This window comes from Corynebacterium tuscaniense (assembly GCF_008693065.1).
Taxonomy (GTDB): Bacteria; Actinomycetota; Actinomycetes; order Mycobacteriales; family Mycobacteriaceae; genus Corynebacterium; species Corynebacterium tuscaniense.
In genome coordinates this window covers 77,178-97,752 of the sequence record NZ_VXKH01000003.1, presented here as the reverse complement: position 1 = coordinate 97,752, position 20,575 = coordinate 77,178, and the positions used below count along the sequence as shown (strand labels likewise).

Here is a 20,575-nt window from a genome sequence, read left to right as displayed (position 1 = left end):
GCTGCCGTAGTATAAGGGCGACCGAGACTAATACCAATGATTTTAAGAAGGTGGGCACCGTGGCTGAAGCCTCAGGAATCTCCCGTGAGGAGGTCGCAGGCATTGCACGACTGGCGCGTATTGCCGTGAGCGAAGAGGAATTGGACCAGCTCGCAGGCCAATTGGACACGATTGTTGAGGCCGTCTCAGCGGTTCAGGCTGTAGACACCGACGGTGTTGAGGCGATGAGCCACCCGCACTCAATTGATGCTGGCATGCGTGAGGATGTTGTGCGTCCGACATTGACGCAGGAGCAGGCGCTGGACCAGGCGCCGGAGGTTGAGGAAGACCGCTTTATGGTTCCGCAGATTCTGGGGGAGGAGCAGTAGATGACCGAGTACACCATTCCCGCAGAAGGGCTGACCAGCCTGCCGGCGCACGTGCTGGCCGAGAAGATTCAGGCAGGTGAGGTGACCTCCCGCGAGGTGACCCAGGCCTTCCTCGACCGCATTGCGGAGACCGATGAGACGATCGGCGCGTTCTTGCATGTGGGTGCGGAGGAAGCACTCGCTGTTGCCGACGAAGTGGATGCTGCTGTGAAGGCCGGTGAAGCCCCGGCATCCCCACTGGCTGGTGTCCCGCTGGCGCTGAAGGACCTGTTTGTTACCACGGATGCGCCGACGACCGCTGCATCCAAGATGCTTGAGGGCTACATGAGCCCCTACGACGCGACAATTGTGTCCAAGATCCGCGCCGCGAAGATCCCGATCCTAGGCAAGACCAACTTGGATGAGTTCGCCATGGGATCTTCTACGGAGAACTCCGCTTACAAGGTGACCCGCAACCCGCACGACTTGGACCGCACACCGGGTGGCTCCGGTGGTGGTACGGCTGCAGCACTGGCTGCTGGCCAGGCACCACTGGGCATTGGTACGGATACCGGTGGGTCGATCCGCCAGCCAGCATCGCTCACCGGCACGGTGGGTGTGAAGCCGACCTATGGTGCGGTGTCGCGCTACGGCATGATCGCCAATGCGTCCTCCCTTGACCAGGCAGGCCCGTGCGCCAATAATGTGCTGGATACGGCACTGCTGCACGAGATTATTGCCGGCCACGATGAGTTCGACGCCACCAGCGTTGATCGCCCGGTCAGCGCTGTTGTGGAAGCCGCGAAGCAGGGCGCTTCCGGCGATCTCACCGGTGTGAAGATTGGCCGTGTGAAGCAGTTCTCCGGTGAGGGGGTGCAGGCGGGGGTTGTGGAGGCCGTGGATAAGGCAATCGCGCAGCTCGAAGCCCAGGGCGCAGAGATCTTCGAGGTTGATTGCCCGACGTTCGAGCACGTCATGGGTGCGTACTACATCATTCAGACCTCGGAGGTCAGCTCTAACCTCGCGCGTTTCGACGGCATGCGGTACGGCAAGCGCGTCGGTGACGACGGCAAGAACTCCGCGGAAGAGGTCATGGCGCTCACCCGTGGTGAGGGCTTCGGCGATGAGGTGAAGCGTCGCGTCATCCTGGGTACGTACGCCCTGTCGGTTGGTTACTACGACGCGTACTACCTGCAGGCGCAGCGCATTCGTACGCTCATCGCGCAGGACTTTGCCAAGGCTTTCGAGCAGGTGGACATCATCGCGGGCCCGGCGACGCCGACGACGGCGTTCAAGCTGGGGGACAAGATCGATGATCCGTTGGCCATGTACAACTTCGATCTGTTCACCCTGCCACTGAACCTGGCTGGCCTGCCGGGCATGTCTGTCCCGGCGGGCACCGCCTCTGATACGGGTCTGCCGGTTGGCCTGCAACTCATCGCGCCGGCGTTCGCCGACGAGCGGCTCTACCGAGTGGCAGCAGCCTATGAAACCGGCCGTTAACCCCTGGAATACCCTCGCAGCTCTTGCTGCGGGGTATTTTCTCGTCCTCATTGATCAGGGTTTCATGCCCGTGATCACGCCGCTCTTGCCTTTCGACGTTGGAAATGCCGTCTGGCTCACCAGCGTCTACTTGCTGTGCACGGTTGCGCCCATGCCGGCGTCGGGGCGCTTGGGGGATGCGCATGGGCAACGGCGCGTGTTCCTTATTGGGCTGGCGGTTTACGTCGCGGCCCTAGTTTTCGCTGGCTTGTCGTGGTCGTTTGCCACCTTGGTCGCAGCCCGCGGACTCCAAGGCTTTGGTGCGGCGCTCTTCCTGCCACAAGCTTTCGGCCTCATCCCGCGGGTATTCAGTGAGGATAAACAGGGGCGCGCCTTTGCTGCATGGGGAGTGATCGGCTCGGTGGCCTCACTCATCGGTCCGGTTGTGGGCGGCGCGATCGCAGAATTCTCCGGCTGGCGCGCGGCATTTCTTGCGCAGGCGGCGCTGGGTGCCATAGCGCTTATCGCGGGGCTCATTGCCTTACCGAGGCTGCCTTCCAGCAACCAACCCGTTTACCTCCTTCCGGTTCTGTTGTCTTTCGGCGGGCTCGGTTGCTTGGTCTACGGCATCCAATTCAGCAAGTGGATTTCCGTAACCATGGGTGTGATCTTCTTGGGTTTGCTCGTGCTCTCCGCGCGACGGGGAACAGACGAAGGCTTCTTGCCCGTGGACCTGCTCCGCGATCGTTCTTTCACCCTGGGCGCCGTCGGCGTGGCCGCGATGGGCTTTACCGTCGCGTCAATGTTCATCCCGCTGATGTACTGGCTGCAGACAGTCGCCGGCGCAACGCCGAGCCAGTCGGGTTTAATCACGGCACCCATGTCTGTGTTGGCATTCGTGCTCACGCCCGTGGCTGGATATCTGACGGATCGACGCGATCCTGGTCGGCTGTGTGTCATTGGTTTCGGGGTCTCTGCCGTCGGCATCGGTCTGGCTATTGCACTCATTCAGGCTTCGGCAGGGGTGTGGTGCTTCCTCGTGGTAACGGCTTTGCTGGGAGTTGGTGGTGCTTTCGTGTGGGCACCCAATGCCGCGGTGACCATGCGGGGCATTGCAGAACATCAGACTGGTGCGGCATCGGGGCTGTACAACACCGCCCGTCAGGTGGGCAGCGTGCTCGGCGTTGCTCTGGTGGGCACAGTGTTGGCTTCTGGTGCGATCGACACCACGGCTGGCAAGGCGCTGGTTCTCCCGACTGCCGCGATGATCGTGGGGGCATTTGCTTCTTTGGCACTGGTTGCGGGGAGAAAACAGGCCGTCGCGGACATGTCGGCATAATCGCGCTAGTCTGGGGTTCATGCGTCTTGCCACACTGACCTCCGGAGGCGATTGCCCCGGCCTGAATGCTGTTATCCGCGGTATCGTCCGCACCGCGAGCTCCGAGTTTGGTTCCACGGTGGTGGGCTACCGTGATGGCTGGGTGGGCCTCATGGATGATCTGCGCGAAGACCTCTACGACGACGCGTATATGGATTCCATCCTGCTGCGCGGTGGCACCATCTTGGGTACGGGCCGCCTGCACCCGGACAAGTTCAAGGCCGGGGTTGATCAAATCAAGGAGAATCTTGCAGATGCGGGAGTGGACGCGCTCATCGCCATTGGTGGTGAGGGTACGCTTAAGGGGGCGAAATTCCTCTCTGACAATGGCATTCCAGTGGTGGGTGTGCCGAAGACGATTGACAATGACGTCAATGCCACGGACTACACCTTCGGCTTTGACACGGCAGTATCCGTGGCTACGGATGCGATTGACCGCCTGCACACCACGGCGGAGTCTCACAACCGCATCCTCATCGTTGAGGTGATGGGCCGCCACGTCGGCTGGATCGCGCTGCACGCCGGTATGGCTGGCGGTGCGCACTACACGGTGATCCCGGAGGACCCCTTCGACATTGAGGACATCTGCAAGGCGATGGAACGTCGTTTCCAGATGGGGGAGAAGTACGGCATCATCGTCGTGGCCGAGGGTGCTGTGCCGAAGGAAGGCACGATGGATGCCGGCCTGGGTGAGGAAGACGAGTTTGGTCACAAGACCTTCAAGGGCATGGGCCAGATCATCGGCGATGAGATTCACAAGCGCCTGGGCTATGACGTACGCACGACGGTTCTGGGCCACATCCAGCGCGGTGGTACGCCCACGGCCTATGACCGCGTGCTGGCCACTCGTTACGGCGTCCACGCAGCACGCGCCGCGCACGAGGGCAAGTTCGGTATGTCCGTGGCTCTGCACGGTGAGAACATTGATCTAGTCCCGCTAGAAGCAGCTGTGGGCACGCTGAAGCGTGTGCCGGAGCACCGGTACAAAACTGCGCGTGCTATGTTCGGCTGATGAATTTTTGCGATACTCCCGCCATGTCCAACGAGTGGGTCACGTTAGAGCCGCTGAGCCACGAGCATGCGGAATCCCTCGCCGCCCACGTGGGAGATCTCTCGGAACTGTGGTACCAGGACCACATCCCCACGCCGGAGGGCGTACCCGCTTACATTGACGACCTGTTGGCGCAGCAGGGGCAGGGGACCCGCGCACCCTGGGCAATTGTGAATCCAGAGGCGCAAGCGATCGGTGTGACTACCTTCTTCCACCCGGACCCCACGAATAGGAACATCGAGGTCGGCTCGACTTGGTTGGCTAAAGAAGCGCAGGGCACCCCGATCAACAAAGCGGCGAAGTTGCTGTTGCTGCAGCGCGCCTTCGAGGAGCTTGGCTGCTTGCGTGTGGAGATCCGCACGCACTACATGAACCGCCAGTCGCGTGCGGCCATTGAGAGCCTCGGTGCGAAACTGGACGGTGTGCTGCGCCGCCACAAGATCCTCAAGAGCGGACTCGTGCGCGACACCTGCGTGTATTCGATTTTGGACACCGAGTGGCCCGAGGTGAAGACGGCCCTTGAGGCGAATCTCCGTCGCCGTTAGATCGCGTCCAGCCCGATATCCAGTACGGTTACGGAGTGCGTGAGTGCGCCGACAGCAAGATAATCCACACCCGTCTCCGCATAGGCGCGGGCAACACTAAGCGTGAGACCACCCGAGGATTCCAGCTTCGTTGCAGCCGACATCGCATCTCGCTTATCGACGGCCTCCCGCGTCCCCTCCACACTAAAGTTGTCCAGCATGACCAGGTCTGGCTCGAATACGAGCACCTGCTCTAGTTGCGCAAGATCATCCACCTCGACTTCGCGGGGGAGGTGGGGGAAGGCTTCCACGGTGCGTCGATAAGCTTCGGCGACACTCCCCACGCTGGCGACGTGGTTGTCCTTAATGAGCACGGCATCCCCCAGGCTCATGCGGTGATTCACGCCACCACCGCAGCGCACAGCGTACTTAGCAAGGTCACGGTAGCCGGGCAGCGTCTTCCGGGAGTCCCGCACACGGGCGTGCGTTCCAACGAGCTCCTGGGCCCACTGATTGGTGTGGGTGGCAATACCACTGGCGTAGGTGAGCAAATTCAGGGCGGTGCGCTCCGCTGACAGGATGGCGCGGGCTGGGCCAGAGATAGTGGCTAGGTGGTCACCGGGTGCGACAGTGTCGCCGTCAGATGCATGGATGTCCACTGTGATGGCGGGGGAGACCTCATTGAATGTCCACCGTGCGGCGTCGAGCCCAGCAACGACACCTGGTTGGCGGGGGATGAGGGATGCGGTCAGCTGTGCGCCCGTATCGACGGTCGCTTCGGAGGTAGCATCCGGCCCGTGAGCGAAATCTTCTGAAAGCCCAAGTCGGATGAGTTGTATCGTGGCTTCTTTGTTCAAACCCTGCATTGAATTACTCCCCACTGCCTGGATTACCGATGGCGATCATACGTTCCAGCGACTGTCGCGCCTTGGCTGCAATGTCTTCTGGCACCGTTACTTCATCCTTCATGTCACGCAGGCTCGCCACAAGCTTCTCCGGAGTGATCATCTTCATGTACGAGCACGAAGCCTGAGGGTTCACTGGCTGGAAGTCGGTGTTCGGGGACTTCAACTGCAGCTGGTGAAGCATGCCTACTTCAGTGGCGACGAGCACGGTGCCCTGTGTGTCCTGTGTAGCCTGGTCGAGCATGCCGCCGGTAGACAGCATGTGTACACGTTCGGGATCGATCACGCCTTCACCAGCCAGGAAAATCGCGGAGTTTGCGCAGCCGCACTCAGGGTGGATGTACAGTGGCGCATCCGGGTGAGCAGCAGCTTGATCAGCTAGCTGCTTGCCGTTAATGCCGGCGTGGACGTGGCATTCGCCGGCCCAGATGTGCATGTTGTCCCTGCCTGTTTCACGCTTCACGTGAGCGCCAAGGAACTGGTCAGGACAGAAAAGAATCTCTGTGTCCGGATCAATGGATGCAACGACCTCTACTGCATTGGAAGATGTACAACAGATATCGGTGAGTGCTTTCACGTCTGCCGTGGTGTTCACGTAGCTGACCACAACGGCATCGGGGAATTCCTCCTTCCATTGCTGGAGTTGCTCAGCCGTGATGGAATCTGCCAGGGAGCACCCGGCGTCCGCATCAGGGATGAGCACGGTCTTGTCCGGGCTCAAGATCTTGGCGCTTTCGGCCATGAAGTGCACGCCGCAAAACACAATGACGTCTGCGTCGGTTTCTGCGGCGATGCGGGACAGTGCCAATGAGTCGCCAGTGAAATCAGCGATGTCTTGAATCTCCGGGATTTGGTAGTTGTGCGCCAAAATCACTGCGCTACGTTCTTGTTTTAGTTTTTGCACTTCATCGGTCCACATGTGTTCAATGTAGCTTGCTTTTATGCGTACGAGGTGAAGTTGACCCCCAAAGCACAGGTTTCACACAGTGAGAGTTATGGTCCACTGTATGGAATCGACGAAGATTGAACAGAACAAACGCAATGAAGAGCGTTCAGCCTTCATCGCGACACTCGGCTTTCCTCTCTTGGTGATCGCCGGTGGTGTCATTGGTTTCGCCGCACCCAACGTTGTCGCGCCGATTTCAGGATGGACAACGTGGCTGTTGGGCATTGTCATGTTCGGTATGGGCCTGACATTGACGGGTAAGGACTTCGTCTTTGTGGCGAAGAATCCCTTGCCAGTGGTCATCGGTGTGGTCGCGCAGTTTGTCATCATGCCATTGGCTGCCGTCGTATTGACGTGGGCGTTGCGCCTCCCGCCGGAAGTTGCAGCGGGCGTGATCCTCGTTGGTTGTGCCCCTGGTGGTACTTCCTCCAACGTGGTGTCCTACCTGGCACGGGGTGACGTCGCCCTGTCTGTGACCATGACGTCCGTGTCCACACTGCTGGCACCGCTGCTCACGCCACTGCTGACACTGTGGCTGGCCGGTGAGCACATGGATGTCAGCGCTGGACCGATGGCGCTGTCGATCCTGAAGATGGTTGTTCTGCCTGTGGGGTTGGGTCTGTTGGTGCGTTTCCTGGCTCCAAAGTTCGTCGAAAAGATTCTTCCGACGCTCCCATGGGTGTCTGTGACGGCAATCGCGATGATCGTTGCCATCGTGGTTGCGGGCTCTCGCGACAAGCTCGCGCAAGCGGGCCTCATCGTCCTCATTGCGGTGATCCTGCACAACACGCTCGGCTACGTGCTTGGCTACCTCACCGGCAAAATCACCGGCCAGTCGGAGGCGACCTCACGCACCATGGCCGTTGAGGTGGGTATGCAGAACTCCGGCATGGCAGCAACGCTGGCTACCGCATACCTCAGCCCACTGGCTGCTCTGCCTGGCGCAGTGTTCTCTGTGTGGCACAACCTGTCCGGTGCGGTTCTCGCGCTCATTTTCCGCGCAAAGGACAAGAAGAACTGGTAACCGGAGCTATCGTCTCGGCGTCAGCAGAAGGGCATTACACTGGTCAACTATGACTGCGTACGACCTGATGGATTACGACGAGGTACTGGAAAAGTATGACCCAGTAATGGGCCTTGAGGTGCACGTCGAGCTCTCTACCGAGACGAAGATGTTCTCCACCTCCTCCGCGCACTTTGGTGCGGAGCCGAACACGAACATCGACCCGGTGTCGCTGGGCTTACCTGGCGCACTTCCTGTGGTGAATGCCAAGGGCGTGGAGTGGGCCATCAAGATTGGCCTAGCTCTTAACTGCAAGATCGCCGAGTCTTCTCGCTTTGCCCGCAAGAATTACTTCTACCCGGACCAGCCGAAGAACTACCAGATTTCGCAGTACGATGAGCCGATCGCATACGACGGTTACTTGGATGTTCTGCTTGATGACGGCACGGAGTGGCGCGTCGACATCGAACGCGCCCACATGGAGGAAGACACGGGCAAGCTGACCCACCTGGGTTCGGCTTCGGGCCGGATCTCCGGTGCGACGGCTTCACTGGTCGACTGCAACCGTGCGGGTGTGCCACTCATTGAGATCGTGACGAAGCCGATTATCGGCGCAGGGGAGCGCGCCCCGGAAGTTGCCCGCGCGTACGTGGGTGCACTGCGTGAACTGGTGAAGGCCCTCGGTGTGTCTGATGCCCGTATGGATCAGGGTTCTATGCGTTGCGATGCCAACGTTTCTCTGCGTCCGAAGGGCCAGGAGAAGTTCGGTACTCGTACGGAGACCAAGAACATCAACTCCCTGAAGTCCGTCGAGCAGGCAGTGCGCTACGAGATGCAGCGTCATGCTGCTGTGCTAGAGGCAGGCGGGGAGATCGTTCAGGAAACTCGCCACTACCAGGAAACAGATGGTTCTACTTCCAAGGGCCGCCCGAAAGAAGAAGCCAGCGAGTACCGCTACTTCAACGACCCGGATCTGCCGCCCGTGATTGCGAAGCCGGAGTGGGTCGAAGAGATCCGCGCAACGTTGCCGGAGCTCCCGTGGGTGCGTCGCGCACGCATCCAGGAGGAGTGGCAGCTGCCGGAGAAGGGATTCCGCGATCTGGTTAATGCTGGTGCGCTCGACCTCATTGTTGACACGGTTGAGGCCGGCACCACGCCGGATGAGGCACGTGCATGGTGGGTGTCTTACATCGCCGGAAAGGCCAACGAGGCCGACACTGAACTTGACGCACTGGGCGTAACTCCGGCTGATGTCGCTCGCGTTGTGGCACTGGTTAAGGAAGGCAAGCTCACCACCAAGCTCGCACGTCAGGCGCTCGACGGTGTCATTGCCGGCGAGGGTAATGTCGACGAGGTCGTGGCTAAGCGTGGCCTCGAGGTAGTCCGCGATGACGGCGCCATCGAAGCAGCGGTTGATGAAGCGCTCGCTGCTAACCCGGACATCGTGGAGAAGTACAAGGCCGGCAACACCAAGGTCACCGGTGCCATCGTTGGCGCCGTGATGAAGGCAACGCAGGGCAAGGCGGATCCGAAGTCCATCAACGAGATCATCGCAAAGAAGCTCGCCGACTAGCTTTTCGACGCACCCGTGCCCCGGCCAGCCGTTCCTGGTTGCCGGGGCCTGTGGCGTTGATGGGCCGGTTTGACTTTCGCCCCGCACAGCGGTCCTCGACCTGCGGTTTTGCTGTGGGTGCTTCGCGATAGTCAAACCAACTCTTTTTAGGCATGGCGAAAGACCAGCTGTTGCTGGCTTTCAGCATGAGGTGTGAGGTGTCCGCTTATCTTCCGTAGAGCAGTGTCATGGCTCCGTAGGGGTGGACAGTGTTGGCCACGAGGTGTCCCCGGGGTGAGCGCCAGGTTGGCACACCGCGGATATTTTCTACCCGGCCTTGGTGGGCGTGTGCGGGGTCATCGTCGTTGGTGCGGTTGTGATAGCGGCACAGCATCGCCAGGTTATTCATGTTCGTATGCCCACCCCTCGACCATGCTTTGATGTGGTGGACCTGACAGTTATCAGCCGCATGCCGGCACCCCGGTACCGGGCAGATCGGCAGTGTTGCCCGTGCTAAGTCGCGCTGTTTCCGGTTCGCGAAGCGTTGAGTGTCATACAGGTTGACCGCACCTGCCTGCGGGTGGAACACCGCCACCTCCAACTCATCCCCATAATTCTGAGCCAAATACTCAGCTCCAGTCATGGTGGTGCCATCAGTCAACCCCAAGATGGTGTCGTCCCCGTCACCGCCCACAATGGTGATGTGGTCTTCTAGTGGGATGAGGATCAAGGGGCGGGGAACAGCCGGAGCAACTCGCGCTGGGGCGGCATCCCCTTCACCTTGAGCATCAGGGCGAAGACCCAGGATGGTCATTAAGTTCTCGTACATCTGGGGGCCTGCAGGACCATCGCCGAGGCCCTGGCGTGAGGCGAACTCGATAGCTGCTGCGTCTTCTTCTCTAGCCGTGATGATGATAGGGCGCCTCTTTTTACGTGAGCGCCCAAACCCCACCGCCGGTTCCGGGGCAGGCTTATCCACCTCCGGGACGATGGTCTTCGCCCGACGCTGAAGCGTTTTATAGTCACCCGGAACCGACAACAACGCTAAACGTAGCCGCCACTTCTCAGCAGGGTCAGCGATAGGTACTAACTGTCCCTCGATGTAGGCAAGCTGATCCAAGGACTTCTTAGTCGAGCGTGCCACCGTAATCGCGTTGGCTTGTTTGCGGGTGAACTTCGTTTTCCCGTAGTAGACCGTGTGAACTTTGGTCCATTCGCGAATACGGGCAGGGCTGCAGCCGGTATCGCGGAGGACCTGGGCATCAAAGGATGCCAGGGTCTCGATCGGGTTGGTGAGACCCGCGACTAGTGCTGCAAAAGGATTCATGCCACGCACACTAAACCGAAAACCAGAAACGCGCAGCTAGGGTCCAAAAAGCCTGTGGATAACTCAAAAACTATCCACAGGGTATGCGCGCTGCTACACGCATAGGAGAGTGTGGAATATAGCCCTCACCAGCGGCAAAGGGCCGGTTCCCACACAATCCAAAAAAGTTAAGGCCCGCAGAAAACAATCGGATTTGCTGCCCCGGCAAAAGGATTGGGGGCTGGGGGAAGGCATCGATAAGCGAAAAGCTACTTCGACTCGGGCTTGACGGCCGGGAACTCCCCGGTTTCGTACATCTCTTTGTAGGCCTTCCACTGAATCTCATCATCCTGAGTTTCGGGTGCACCTTCGTAGAGCTCAGACTCGGGGTCGAGCGCTGGGACTTCCTTCAGGTCGAATTCACTCTCTGGATCTGCGTCCAGATCAGCGGCGACTTCCTCCTGGACGGACTGCCACAGGTCCTGGTCAGCAACATGCGAGTCGGCGGTCAAGTCCTCTACCTCCTCGCGCTCCGAGCGGGTTAGGTCCGCCAACTCCGGATCGAGTGCGGTTTCAGCCAGCTCAGCCAAACGTTCACGGCGCTCCGTCTCCTCCTTGATGTTGGTGCGATCGCGGAACCAGGCAACGCCCATGACAACACCGAGGATCAGGCCGAGGTAGCCCAGCAACGGGTAGACCCAGCCGATGAGATCTGCGAAGCCGATGAAGGACAGCGCGAAACCGATCATGACAACGATGCCGTAGTATGTGCGGAACTTCTGCGGCTTGTCATGGCTCAGGCGACGGCCGAGAGCATAGAAGAGACCAACCGCGGTGTTGTAGATCATCAGGTAGATCACGATGGACACCACGGTGCCCACTGCCGGGTGCATCGTGGAAAAGACCATGAGCAATGGCAGATCGGCGTCCATGATGTGTTCCATGTTGAAGAACAGGATGAACACGAGGATCATCAGCAAAACAGCGAACATGATTCCGCCAAGCAGACCACCCTTACCTGCTTGAGCCGGATTCATCTGAGAACCAGCGAAGACGAGCATCATGGAGCAGTCCATGATCATGACCAACGTTGCGTAGTTCAACGCGGTGATCCACCAGTTGTTGAACGTGCCGGAAGCAGGCGTATTCGTCTGAGCCAATTCATTCAGGCTTGCTGCATTGTCCGGCATGTTCATCAGCGTGATCACAAACGCGCCCAGGAGGCACAGGATCAGCAGGGGAGTGATGAAGGAGATGACGTTGGTCAGCTTGTCAATATCCAAAAAGCCGGAACCGATGAGCAGCACCACCATGATCGCGGAGCCGATCCATGTGTCGAAGCCGAACTGTTGGTTCAGGTTTGAGCCGGCACCGGCCACCATGACAAAGCCGATACAAAACAGCGTGAACATCGTGGTCACGTCCATGTAGCGGGCAAGCCACGGGTGAGAGACGCTCTTGAACACCGCACTGTGGTCATCAGCCATGTAGTAGGAGCCGAGCTGGTACACCCAGGCACTGAAGACAGCGATGGTGATGCCTGCGATGGCAGCACCAATGATGCCGCGGTAGCCGAAAGCGAGGAAATACTGAAGGATTTCCTGGCCCGAAGCAAAGCCGGCACCCACCGTGAGTCCGACGAGCGCTAGGGCCACCTTTAGAGATTTATTCATTTGAAAAACCTTTAAATATCGAAAAAACGTGCGCGATAGAGGGTATCAGACAGGTTCTAGTTGACTTGACTCAACCTTTTGGCCAGAAAGCTCTCAGATTCCGGTGGTGGCTTGGCGTACACGCGGGAAAGATCCCCGGAATCAGTTGAGTGCTGCCATAGATTGGTGTGCATGGACCAAACTGGAAGTACTCCAAACAACCCGAACAGTAAGCAATCGAGCCCAAGTGCGCGCGAGCTCAACGATGTGGACATTGATCTTGAGCTTGATTCCGCGTTGGATGATATTCCGTCCGCGGCGGAATCCAATATCTACACTCGCACGGGCAAGGCAGCCCCCACTGAGGTTCTCCCAGCTGCGCCCAAACCGGAGCCCGCTCTGAAACCGGAAACCTCGGTTGCTTCCACTGATAAGAAAGGGGAGGGGCCAGCGGGTCTCACCTTTGGAAGGCATGCGGCGAATGATGAGCCGATCAAGATCGTCGCCGGGAAAACGGAAAAGCCGGCACGGTCTGGCCAGCTAAAGGCCGAAACGCCTCCACCGGTTGCTGCAGGTGCGACGGCACCCACGGGGCACATTGAGCAGCCATTGCTTAACGACGGCGCAACTCCGGCCACCCCTGCCGTGGACACAGCCCCCGCGTCCACGGCACAACCAGACGGGGTAGACCGTGGCACGGTCGATTTCGGACTGCTGATTCTGCGCGTTGTTTTGGGTCTGGTGCTCACACTGACCGCCGTGGCAACCTTCTTCCAGCTAGGTACGAATGAAGGGTTGGCCGGACTGCAAGACCAGTTGGCATACCACAACGAGCCACGCATCCTCGCGATTGTGTTGTCGACAATGCAGCTGGCGGCTGGTGTTTTCCTGTTGCTGGGTCTGATGACCCCGGTGGCAGCAATGGTGGGTGTTGCTGCCACCGGGGTTGTAGCGCTTGATGCTGTTTCCGGTACGTTTTCGCCATTCAACTGGGATCCGGCCACGTGGCTTGCAGTTGTGCTGCTGGGTATGGCCCTAGTGGTTCAGTTCACTGGCCCCGGGATCTTCGGTGTTGACTACTCCCGTAGTTGGGCGCGTCGGCCGCGTGTCAGCGCCTGGATCGGCGCCGCCATCGGACTGGCTGCCGCTGGTCTTGTGTGGTGGTTCCTGTAAACGCCACTCAGGGGATGCGGTGTACATCAAGTACACGATGAACACCGTAAGACCCATGAGGCCGATCAGATTGCCCGTGAGCCAGATCCGCCACGCCACGTTCGAGGGGTCGCTTTCCGGAATGAGCATGTAACCCGGAACAATCCAGGCGCCGGCGGTGATAGAAAGAAGTATCCTCAGGGCATCCTCGCGCACCGTCAGGATGATCGGAAGGATCAAAATTGCGCCAGCCCAGTGGTGCGACACGGCGTATGGCCCGCCGATAGAAATTCCTAAAACGACCAGGAAGAGTGCTTCGACGCTACGGTTGTGCTTCTCCAGCTGGTAGGCCACGTAGATGGTGGCAACGGCGAAGGCGACGAAGATAATCGGTGTGATAGTGCCCACCGCGTCAACGCTCAGTGGACCACGCGACAACAGGCCACCAAGGCCTTGGTTATGTGGGTAGTCTACCCGGCCACCGCGGTCGGTTTCGAAGAAGTACTTCGTCCAGAAATCCACGGACTCACCCGCGCGGGCAATGAAGCCCAGGATGACGGTGACAAAGAAGAATCCAGCCGACCGGCCGAGCGACCACCAATCCTTGCGCACTAAGAAGATGATGGCGTAGGCCGCCGGTGTGATTTTCACACCCGCGGCGAGACCGATGCCTAGGCCGCGGATCGGCTTCGGGGTGTATCCAAGTACGTCAGCGGTGACCAGGAACACCAGGAAGACGTTGATCTGGCCGAAGTACAGGTTGGCCTGGATGATATCCAAGCAAGTAGCAAATCCCCCCAAGGTGACTGCCCAAAATAGCCAGTTTTTTATACCCAAGCGGTGGCAGGCCATGGCCATGATGCCCACCACGCACGCGACGATGGTGGCGTTCCACACGATGTCCATAAACAGTTCCCCGCCGACAGTCAAAGGGAGGAACAGAACTGCCGCGAAGGGTGGGTAGATGAAGGCGTATCCACTGCGGGACGGGAAGCCGTCGTAAAGCGGATGACCGTGTCTGAACGCATTGCCGGCATCGCGGAAAACACCGACGTCGAGCAGCCGTGAATCAAACGCCGTGAGATAGCTGCCGTACAGGTTTACCGCGCCCAGCGTGATGGCCAGCGCGATGAGCAGAACGCGGAAAACTAGTCGAGTTTGCGCACGGCGCCCTTGTCCGCTGATGTTGCCATTCGAGCGTAGGCCTTGAGTGCCTTGGTGACGTGACGTGTGCGGTTCGGTGTCCATGGATTGTCCTTTGTTTCCATCGCTGTGCGGCGCTTATCAAGTTCTTCGTCATCTACCTCGAGTGACAGGACACGATCACGCACGGAGATGCGGATTGTGTCACCGTTCTCAATCAGGCCGATGAGTCCACCTTGGGCGGCTTCCGGCGAAATATGGCCGATGGACAGACCAGAGGTGCCGCCGGAGAATCGGCCGTCAGTGATGAGAGCACACACCTTGCCCAAACCTGCGCCTTTGAGGAAGGAGGTGGGGTGGAGCATCTCCTGCATACCTGGCCCACCGGCGGGGCCTTCGTAACGGATGACTACGACTTCGCCGGGCTGAACCTCGCGGGCCAGGATCATGGACACGGCCTGTTCCTGGGAATCGACGACGCGGGCGGGACCAGAGAATTCCCACAGCTCTTGGTCTACACCTGCGGTCTTTAAAATGGCTCCGTCCTCGGCGAGGTTTCCGCGCAGAACCACCAGGCCGCCGTCGGAGCTAAACGGGTGGTCAAAGTCGTGGATTACACCGTTGACGGAGTCCGTGTCCAGGCTGTCCCAGCGGTTGGACTGGGAGAACGCCTCGGTGGAACGGACACCACCAGGGGCTGCGTGGAACAGGTCGATGGCCTCCTCAGTGGCTTTGCCTCCACGGATGTCCCAGTCATCGAGCCATTCCTGGAGCGTGGGGTAGACCACGGAGTGGACGTTAGTGTTGAGCAATCCGGTGCGGTTGAGCTCACCCAGGATGGCGGGGATACCGCCGGCGCGGTGCACATCCTCAATGTGCGCGTCACCGTTGGGCGCGACCTTGGAGATGCACGGGATCTCATGCGAGAGCTCGTCAATGTCCTTCAGGTCAAAGTTGATTCCACCCTCTTGTGCTGCAGCAAGGGTGTGCAGGATCGTGTTGGAGGAGCCACCCATAGCCATGTCCAGTGCCATAGCGTTGCGGAAGGCCTCGCGGGTAGCCACATTGCGGGGCAGCACGGTCTCATCGCCTTCACCGTAGTAGCGGCGGCAGATGTCCATGATCGCTGCGCCTGCGCGTTCAAACAGGCGACGGCGAGCAGTGTGTGTAGCCAACGTGGTGCCGTTACCCGGCAAGGAGAGCCCGAGCGCTTCCGTCAAGCAGTTCATCGAGTTTGCGGTGAACATGCCGGAGCAAGACCCGCAGGTAGGGCACGCGGATTCGACAATGCGGTCGAGGTCCTCATCACTCACGTCATCATTAGCGGACATAGAAATCGCATCGACGAGGTTCGTCTTCTTCCCGGACTGGGCGATGCCGTCCACGATGACAGCCTTGCCAGCCTCCATCGGGCCACCGGATACGAAGACGGCCGGGATGTTCAGACGCAGCGCAGCGTTGAGCATGCCGGGTGTGATTTTGTCGCAGTTGGAAATACACACCATGGCGTCAACAGTGTGCGCGTTGACCATGTACTCCACGGAGTCCGCGATGATTTCTCGGCTCGGCAGGGAGTAGAGCATGCCACCGTGGCCCATGGCAATGCCATCATCCACGGCGATGGTGTTAAATTCCTTCGGAATGCCGCCAGCTTCACGCACTGCTTCAGCAACAATGTCGCCGACATTTTTCAAGTGCACGTGACCGGGCACGAACTGGGTGTAAGAATTCACAATCGCAACGATCGGGCGGCCGAATTCGTTGTCTTTGGTTCCGGTTGCTTTCCACAGAGCGCGCGCACCGGCAGCTTGTCGGCCGACGGTGGTGACCCGGGAACGGAGAGGGATCGCGTTGGGCACGTGCTTACTCCTTGTCTGCTTGTTCTTCTGTATCCGCGTTTTCTTGCGCGTGGGCTTCGTACTCTTCCTTTGTCATGAGTACTGAGTTGCCTTCGGTGTCGGTGACTTCCATCATTCCGTCTGCTGCCTCAGCAGCTTCCGTGATCACGTCGGTGATGCGACCTTGGGAGGCTTCAGACAGTTCCGGCAATGAATTGAACGTTACTCCGGGCATGGGAAATTCTTTGCCATTTGTGGTGGCAGCTTTGGCGCTCATGCCTTGGAAAGACACGCCTTTGAACTCATACCATGGAATCTTTACGTTTTTGCGGAAGAGGTAGGTGATGTCAATCCCAGTCTCATCAACATGTGTTCGTGCCTTAAGTACCCACATGGTGAAGATCACCGGGAAGATGAGGGCCCAGCCAAGGTAGAGCGGTGCCCATGAGATAGCAATGAGCCCGATACCTGTCATCAAACCCACCGCGAGGAGGTGGGTGCGGTCTGGAGTGAACGTGCGGCCGACAGAAGTCATGGGTGTCATGCTATCCAACTGGGTGTCACGCTGGGCAGTCACCGCCAAGTTACGGCCGAGCGGGCTCGCTTATCGACGATTCCTGGGTCGGCCCCGCACCCTGCTGCTGCGCCGGTTCATCTTGTTCCGGTGTGTTCTGCCTTGGCTGTTGAGGGTTACTCGTCGGTACATCCGTTGGCTCTGACGTGGGCACAGTGGAGTTGGGTGCGGACTCTACGGTGGCGGTGGGGGTCGCGTGCGTAGTTTGTGCCGGTGCCTGGGTTGTTTGTGTTTGTGGCTGTGGCGTCTCAACAATGGACGACGGCTCAGGATTGCGCGGTGGGGCAAGGATTCCAGAGTTCTTTTCGCTATCTTCTCCCGAAGACAACGTCAAGCCACGCAGAATGAGCAGCACCGCGAAGACCAAGATCAGCATTCCAGTGGATGCCCGAATCCGTCCGCCAAGAGTGCCGAAGGTGTAGCGCCTTTCCTTCTCGGCCTGCGCTTTATCCTTTGTCGCCGGATCATCCTCCGGGGCAGTGTTGTCTGTCTTCGTTGGTGTACCCGCGGACAAGCCAGTGCGCTGGGTTTCCGTTGGTGCAGCTTCTTCTGCCTCTACCTGTGTTTCAGGTGTGGGGGAGAGGATGGGTTTGTGTTCTTTGTCGCTTTCCTCTTTGTCCTCTGCTTCCCACTGGTTCCACTCGGAGGCGTATCGCCGAGTTAGGAAAGCAGGGGTGAAAGCGGTGGTGCGGGTATCTTTTGCGTCGAAAAGCGGGGCCTCGGGCATGGCAGCAGCTGAGCCGTACTCATCAAAGAATTCATCGAGGATATACACACGAATTGCGCGCTCGATGGGGAACTGATCGCCGGGGCTGCATCGCACCATGAAGCGGATATCCAGTGTCCATGGCATGCCTACCGTGTTTGGCGGGTTGAGGTCTGTGCCTGGCTGGCACAGCAGATCGCCTTGGATGAGCGGAACAATATCCGGCTCCGAAATCGCACGACGTGCAGCTGCTTCTGCACGGGTGATGACTTCTTCGGTGTCATGTGAGCCGAGTAGTGGAACGGGGACTTCCACAAGGGCGCGCGACCAGTGGTTCGAGTTGTTGATGCAAACCTGTGCTGCGGAGTTCGGAATGGTCACCGTGTATTGCTCGAGGGTGCGGACCTGAGTGGCGCGCATGGTGATTTGGATGACGTCACCGGTGACATCAATGCCATTGCCTTTGAATGTGACTAGGTCCCCCACGCCGTATTGCTTCTCCGTGAGAATGAAAAAGCCCGCGACGAAGTCAGCGATGATTTGCTGCGAACCAAAACCAATCGCGGCAGAGACCACAGTGGCGGGAATAGCAGCGCCGGCGAGGGAGAAGCCAAGCTGTTGGAGGAAGAAAACGAGAATGAGGAAGTAGGCGACCAGCTGGACGATATAAATGCCCACACCGGCGAGCGCCAGGGAGGTCTTCCCCTCGTTCGTGTCTTTAGATTCAGCCACCTGACGTTCCACATACCGGTTGGCCAAACGGCCAGCACGTGGAACCAGGAAGGCAAGGACAAGCAGGAGGGCCAGGTTAATTCCAGTATCGGCGAGCCAACGCCACACCTGGTCAAGAATCAGTGAAAACGGCATAGCACAGCTAGGTTAGCGCGAAATCGCTGAGAAAGTGCTGGGGAATTGTGTATGATCTTCGGCATGACTTTGATTGGCCTAGTAGTGGTACCTCACGGCGCTTCGCGTGACTGATGCTCTCGTAGCACCAGAGCCGGTTTCACAAACGGTCAATTACAACAAGCGCCCCCGCCAACAAAGCGGGGGCTTTGTTGTTGGTCACCCCTAGATCACGCCCGCAGGATGGCGTGATTTAGTCTGGTAAAACACCGAAAAGGCCTCACATAAGGAGTTTGAGGGAATAGTGGCAGCGTCACAGAAAAAGCAGCCCGAACACATGACAGGTGCGGAGGCGATCGTCCGCAGTCTTGAGGAGCTCGGCACGGACATTGTTTTCGGTATTCCAGGGGGAGCGGTGCTTCCGCTATATGACGCCCTGTTTGCCGCCAAGAAGTTGCGCCACGTCCTTGTGCGCCACGAGCAAGGTGCCGGACACGCGGCTGAGGGGTACGCGCTTGCTTCCGGGAAGGTCGGCGTGTGCCTGGCCACGTCGGGCCCGGGCGCAACCAACCTCGTCACCGCCCTGGCGGATGCTTATTTGGACTCGGTTCCCATCGTGGCCATCACCGGCCAGGTGGGTACTTCTCTACTGGGTACTGATGCGTTCCAGGAAGCAGACATCCGCGGCATCACTATGCCGATTACAAAGCACAACATCATGGTCGCTCGCGTAGAGGACATTCCAAAGGCTTTGGCTGAGGCGTTCCATCTTGCTTCCACTGGGCGCCCTGGCCCGGTCCTCGTGGACTTTCCCAAGGATATCCAGAACGCTGAACTGGACTTTGTATGGCCACCGGTTGTGGACCTGCCGGGGTACAAGCCGACCACAAAACCGCACAACCGTCAGATCACCCAGGCTGCGAAGATGATTGCGGAGGCGGAGCGGCCGGTCATCTACGCTGGCGGCGGCATTATCAAGGCCAACGCGGCTAAGGAGCTGCGTGAGTTTGCAGAGCTGACCGGCCTTCCGGTTGTGACCACGCTTATGGCTCTCGGCGCATTCCCCTCGCACCACCCGCAGTACATGGGTATGCCGGGCATGCATGGCACGGTTCCTGCTGTCGCCGCGCTGCAGAAGGCAGACCTTCTGATTACCCTGGGCGCGCGTTTTGATGATCGTGTGACGGGTGACCCGGAGTACTTTGCCCCAGACGCCAAGGTTATTCACGCTGATGTGGACCCTGCCGAGATTAGTAAGATCCGCGTTGCTGATGTGCCGATCGTAGGTGATGCGCGGGAGGTCATTAGCCAGCTCGCTGAGACCTTCAAGAAGGGCAAGAAGATTTCCACCCCGCAGATTAGCGAGTGGATGGACTACCTCGGCGACATGAAGAAGCGTTTCCCGCGTGGCTACGAAAAGCACGCAGATGGGACGCTGTCCCCGCAGTTCGTTATCGAGACCCTGTCCAAGGAAGTGGGGCCTGGCGCGGTCTTTGTTGCTGGTGTTGGCCAGCACCAAATGTGGTCCGCACAGTTCCTCGACTTCGAGCACCCGCGCACCTGGCTCAACTCCGGCGGATTGGGCACCATGGGCTTTGCTGTTCCGGCAGCCCTCGGCGCCAAGGCTGGTTGCCCGGACAAGGAGGTGTGGGCGATTGACGGTGATGGTTGCTTCCAGATGACCAACCAGGAGATCACCACGGCTGCCGTGGAAGGCTTCCCCTTCAAGGTTGCCTTGATCAATAACGGCAACCTGGGCATGGTGCGCCAGTGGCAGACTCTGTTCTACGATGGCCACTATTCACACACGAAGCTCCGTCAGGACACCACGTATGTTCCGGACTTCCTGGGTCTGGCTACGGCACTGGGGGCTGAAGCTATCCGTGTGACCACGGAAGAAGAGGTCTTGCCGGCCATCAAGCGTGCCCGCGAGATCAATGACCGTCCAGTCGTCATTGACTTCGTCGTGGGGGAGGACGCACAAGTCTGGCCAATGATTGCTGCTGGCAGCTCGAACTCCGAGATCCAGTACGCGCGCGATCTGCGCCCGCTTTTCGACGAAGAGATTTCAGCCGGCGAAACCCCCGCAGATATCCACGAGACGATCGCTGATGCGATTGATGATGACACCGACACCACCAACTCCACTAACGCGGCTGAGGAGAACTAA

General features: G+C 59.1%; 16 protein-coding genes and 1 pseudogene. 9 read left to right on the top strand and 8 right to left on the bottom strand.

Annotation, left to right across the window (positions count from 1 at the left end):
* Window positions 1–59: 59 nt before the first annotated feature.
* From gatC to F4V54_RS01930, 5 genes are read left to right on the top strand one after another with little or no spacing between them, the layout of a single operon-like run.
* Window positions 60–368 (top strand): Asp-tRNA(Asn)/Glu-tRNA(Gln) amidotransferase subunit GatC, encoded by a 309-nt coding sequence (gene gatC / locus F4V54_RS01950; protein ID WP_034664170.1) that lies wholly within the window; start codon window positions 60–62, stop codon window positions 366–368.
* Window positions 369–1,850: an Asp-tRNA(Asn)/Glu-tRNA(Gln) amidotransferase subunit GatA gene (gene gatA, locus F4V54_RS01945; protein ID WP_150386052.1), complete on the top strand. Its 1,482-nt coding sequence runs from the start codon at window positions 369–371 to the stop codon at window positions 1,848–1,850.
* Window positions 1,834–3,168 (top strand): MFS transporter, encoded by a 1,335-nt coding sequence (locus F4V54_RS01940; RefSeq protein WP_150386051.1) that lies wholly within the window; start codon window positions 1,834–1,836, stop codon window positions 3,166–3,168. Before gatA ends, F4V54_RS01940 begins: the two co-directional genes overlap by 17 nt.
* Before the next feature lie 19 nt (window positions 3,169–3,187).
* Window positions 3,188–4,219, top strand: coding sequence for an ATP-dependent 6-phosphofructokinase (locus F4V54_RS01935; RefSeq protein ID WP_034664137.1), 1,032 nt, complete (start codon window positions 3,188–3,190; stop codon window positions 4,217–4,219).
* 23 nt (window positions 4,220–4,242) lie between these two features.
* On the top strand, window positions 4,243–4,803 hold the full coding sequence (locus tag F4V54_RS01930; RefSeq protein WP_232218108.1) for a GNAT family N-acetyltransferase: 561 nt from the start codon (window positions 4,243–4,245) through the stop codon (window positions 4,801–4,803).
* On the opposite strand, the gene nadC is transcribed toward F4V54_RS01930, so the two are convergent.
* Together nadC and nadA are read right to left on the bottom strand one after the other, a co-directional pair.
* Window positions 4,800–5,648: a carboxylating nicotinate-nucleotide diphosphorylase gene (nadC, locus tag F4V54_RS01925; RefSeq protein WP_150386050.1), complete on the bottom strand. Its 849-nt coding sequence runs from the start codon at window positions 5,646–5,648 to the stop codon at window positions 4,800–4,802. The two genes, F4V54_RS01930 and nadC, sit on opposite strands and share 4 nt — an antisense overlap.
* A gap of 4 nt (window positions 5,649–5,652) precedes the next feature.
* Complete coding sequence (nadA, locus tag F4V54_RS01920) at window positions 5,653–6,606, bottom strand: quinolinate synthase NadA (RefSeq protein ID WP_150386049.1); 954 nt, start codon at window positions 6,604–6,606, stop codon at window positions 5,653–5,655.
* Window positions 6,607–6,694: 88 nt separating this feature from the next.
* On the opposite strand from nadA, the gene F4V54_RS01915 reads away from it, so the two are divergent.
* Complete coding sequence (locus tag F4V54_RS01915) at window positions 6,695–7,657, top strand: bile acid:sodium symporter family protein (RefSeq protein ID WP_150386048.1); 963 nt, start codon at window positions 6,695–6,697, stop codon at window positions 7,655–7,657.
* Between the two features lie 49 nt (window positions 7,658–7,706).
* Entirely contained in the window at window positions 7,707–9,209 is a 1,503-nt protein-coding gene (gene gatB, locus F4V54_RS01910; RefSeq protein WP_150386047.1) for an Asp-tRNA(Asn)/Glu-tRNA(Gln) amidotransferase subunit GatB, read from the top strand.
* A gap of 205 nt (window positions 9,210–9,414) precedes the next feature.
* Here gatB and F4V54_RS01905 read toward each other — a convergent pair whose 3' ends face one another.
* Together F4V54_RS01905 and F4V54_RS01900 are read right to left on the bottom strand one after the other, a co-directional pair.
* Window positions 9,415–10,515, bottom strand: coding sequence for an HNH endonuclease signature motif containing protein (locus F4V54_RS01905; RefSeq protein WP_150386046.1), 1,101 nt, complete (start codon window positions 10,513–10,515; stop codon window positions 9,415–9,417).
* Between the two features lie 248 nt (window positions 10,516–10,763).
* On the bottom strand, window positions 10,764–12,167 hold the full coding sequence (locus F4V54_RS01900; RefSeq protein ID WP_034664861.1) for a YkvI family membrane protein: 1,404 nt from the start codon (window positions 12,165–12,167) through the stop codon (window positions 10,764–10,766).
* A gap of 171 nt (window positions 12,168–12,338) precedes the next feature.
* Between F4V54_RS01900 and F4V54_RS11730 the strand changes: the two genes are divergently transcribed.
* Window positions 12,339–13,319 carry a DoxX family protein gene (locus F4V54_RS11730; protein ID WP_150386045.1) on the top strand — a complete coding sequence of 327 codons (981 nt, stop codon included), beginning with the start codon at window positions 12,339–12,341 and terminating at the stop codon, window positions 13,317–13,319.
* A gap of 288 nt (window positions 13,320–13,607) precedes the next feature.
* Here F4V54_RS11730 and F4V54_RS01890 read toward each other — a convergent pair.
* The 4 genes and pseudogenes from F4V54_RS01890 to F4V54_RS01875 form a co-directional block, all read right to left on the bottom strand.
* Window positions 13,608–14,546: pseudogene (locus tag F4V54_RS01890) on the bottom strand (glycosyltransferase 87 family protein); the annotation flags it as partial.
* Window positions 14,447–16,300, bottom strand: coding sequence for a dihydroxy-acid dehydratase (gene ilvD / locus F4V54_RS01885; protein ID WP_150386044.1), 1,854 nt, complete (start codon window positions 16,298–16,300; stop codon window positions 14,447–14,449). The pseudogene F4V54_RS01890 and the gene ilvD, both read right to left, overlap by 100 nt.
* 4 nt (window positions 16,301–16,304) lie before the next feature.
* Window positions 16,305–16,814: a PH domain-containing protein gene (locus F4V54_RS01880; protein ID WP_150386043.1), complete on the bottom strand. Its 510-nt coding sequence runs from the start codon at window positions 16,812–16,814 to the stop codon at window positions 16,305–16,307.
* 49 nt (window positions 16,815–16,863) lie between these two features.
* The gene (locus tag F4V54_RS01875) at window positions 16,864–18,426 is read right to left on the bottom strand and encodes a mechanosensitive ion channel family protein (RefSeq protein WP_150386042.1); all 1,563 of its coding nucleotides are present in this window, start codon (window positions 18,424–18,426) and stop codon (window positions 16,864–16,866) included.
* A 316-nt stretch (window positions 18,427–18,742) separates the two neighbouring features.
* Here F4V54_RS01875 and F4V54_RS01870 point away from each other — a divergent pair, with 316 nt between their 5' ends.
* Complete coding sequence (locus F4V54_RS01870) at window positions 18,743–20,575, top strand: acetolactate synthase large subunit (protein WP_249041201.1); 1,833 nt, start codon at window positions 18,743–18,745, stop codon at window positions 20,573–20,575.

Coding starts and splice junctions, on each gene's coding strand:
- gatA (WP_150386052.1), top strand. CDS start 369: ATGACCGAGTACACCATTCCCGCAGAAGGGCTGACCAGCCTGCCGGCG.
- F4V54_RS01940 (WP_150386051.1), top strand. CDS start 1,834: ATGAAACCGGCCGTTAACCCCTGGAATACCCTCGCAGCTCTTGCTGCG.
- F4V54_RS01935 (WP_034664137.1), top strand. CDS start 3,188: ATGCGTCTTGCCACACTGACCTCCGGAGGCGATTGCCCCGGCCTGAAT.
- F4V54_RS01930 (WP_232218108.1), top strand. CDS start 4,243: ATGTCCAACGAGTGGGTCACGTTAGAGCCGCTGAGCCACGAGCATGCG.
- nadC (WP_150386050.1), bottom strand. CDS start 5,648: ATGCAGGGTTTGAACAAAGAAGCCACGATACAACTCATCCGACTTGGG.
- nadA (WP_150386049.1), bottom strand. CDS start 6,606: ATGTGGACCGATGAAGTGCAAAAACTAAAACAAGAACGTAGCGCAGTG.
- F4V54_RS01915 (WP_150386048.1), top strand. CDS start 6,695: ATGGAATCGACGAAGATTGAACAGAACAAACGCAATGAAGAGCGTTCA.
- gatB (WP_150386047.1), top strand. CDS start 7,707: ATGACTGCGTACGACCTGATGGATTACGACGAGGTACTGGAAAAGTAT.
- F4V54_RS01905 (WP_150386046.1), bottom strand. CDS start 10,515: ATGAATCCTTTTGCAGCACTAGTCGCGGGTCTCACCAACCCGATCGAG.
- F4V54_RS01900 (WP_034664861.1), bottom strand. CDS start 12,167: ATGAATAAATCTCTAAAGGTGGCCCTAGCGCTCGTCGGACTCACGGTG.
- F4V54_RS11730 (WP_150386045.1), top strand. CDS start 12,339: ATGGACCAAACTGGAAGTACTCCAAACAACCCGAACAGTAAGCAATCG.
- F4V54_RS01880 (WP_150386043.1), bottom strand. CDS start 16,814: ATGACTTCTGTCGGCCGCACGTTCACTCCAGACCGCACCCACCTCCTC.
- F4V54_RS01875 (WP_150386042.1), bottom strand. CDS start 18,426: ATGCCGTTTTCACTGATTCTTGACCAGGTGTGGCGTTGGCTCGCCGAT.
- F4V54_RS01870 (WP_249041201.1), top strand. CDS start 18,743: ATGACAGGTGCGGAGGCGATCGTCCGCAGTCTTGAGGAGCTCGGCACG.